This is a genomic window from Nostoc sp. UIC 10630 (assembly GCF_010747425.1).
GTDB lineage: Bacteria > Cyanobacteriota > Cyanobacteriia > Cyanobacteriales > Nostocaceae > Nostoc.
The window spans coordinates 1-519 of record NZ_JAAGOG010000501.1 but is presented as its reverse complement, the minus strand read 5'-3'; the positions used below and the strand labels follow the sequence as shown (position 1 = coordinate 519).

Annotated in this window: 1 protein-coding gene; it reads left to right on the top strand. The window is 47.2% G+C overall.

The window, feature by feature from the left end; all coding sequences use genetic code 11:
• On the top strand, positions 1–519 hold a 519-nt coding region (locus G1O98_RS38605), incomplete at both ends, for a PA14 domain-containing protein (RefSeq protein WP_243458681.1).

Sequence of the window (519 nt, the reverse complement as noted above, 5' to 3'; positions counted from 1 at the left end):
ACCATTGCTCCAGATACCTTCTCAGCACGTTGGACAGGTCAGGTACAAGCCAAGTACAGCGAGACTTACAACTTCTATACCACTAGCGATGATGGTGTGCGACTCTGGGTAAATGGTGAGCAAGTCATTAATAAGTTTGTCAATCAATCACCTACAGAAAACACTGGCTCGATCGCACTGGTTGCAGGTCAGAAGTACGATATTAAGCTTGAATACTTTGACAATACCGTCACTGCCGTTTCCAAGCTGTCTTGGTCAAGTGCTTCTCAGACCAAAGAAATCATTCCTCAGTCCCAACTGTATAGCCAGAGCGACGTACCTCCTAGTGGTAATGGCAACGGACTCACAGCAGAGTACTACGACAACATCGACTTAACCAACCTCAAAAAGACCCGCATAGATGCGACGGTGAACTTTGACTGGGGTCTTGGTTCTCCAGATTCGACCATTGCTCCAGATACCTTCTCAGCACGTTGGACAGGTCAGGTACAAGCCAAGTACAGCGAGACTTACAACTTC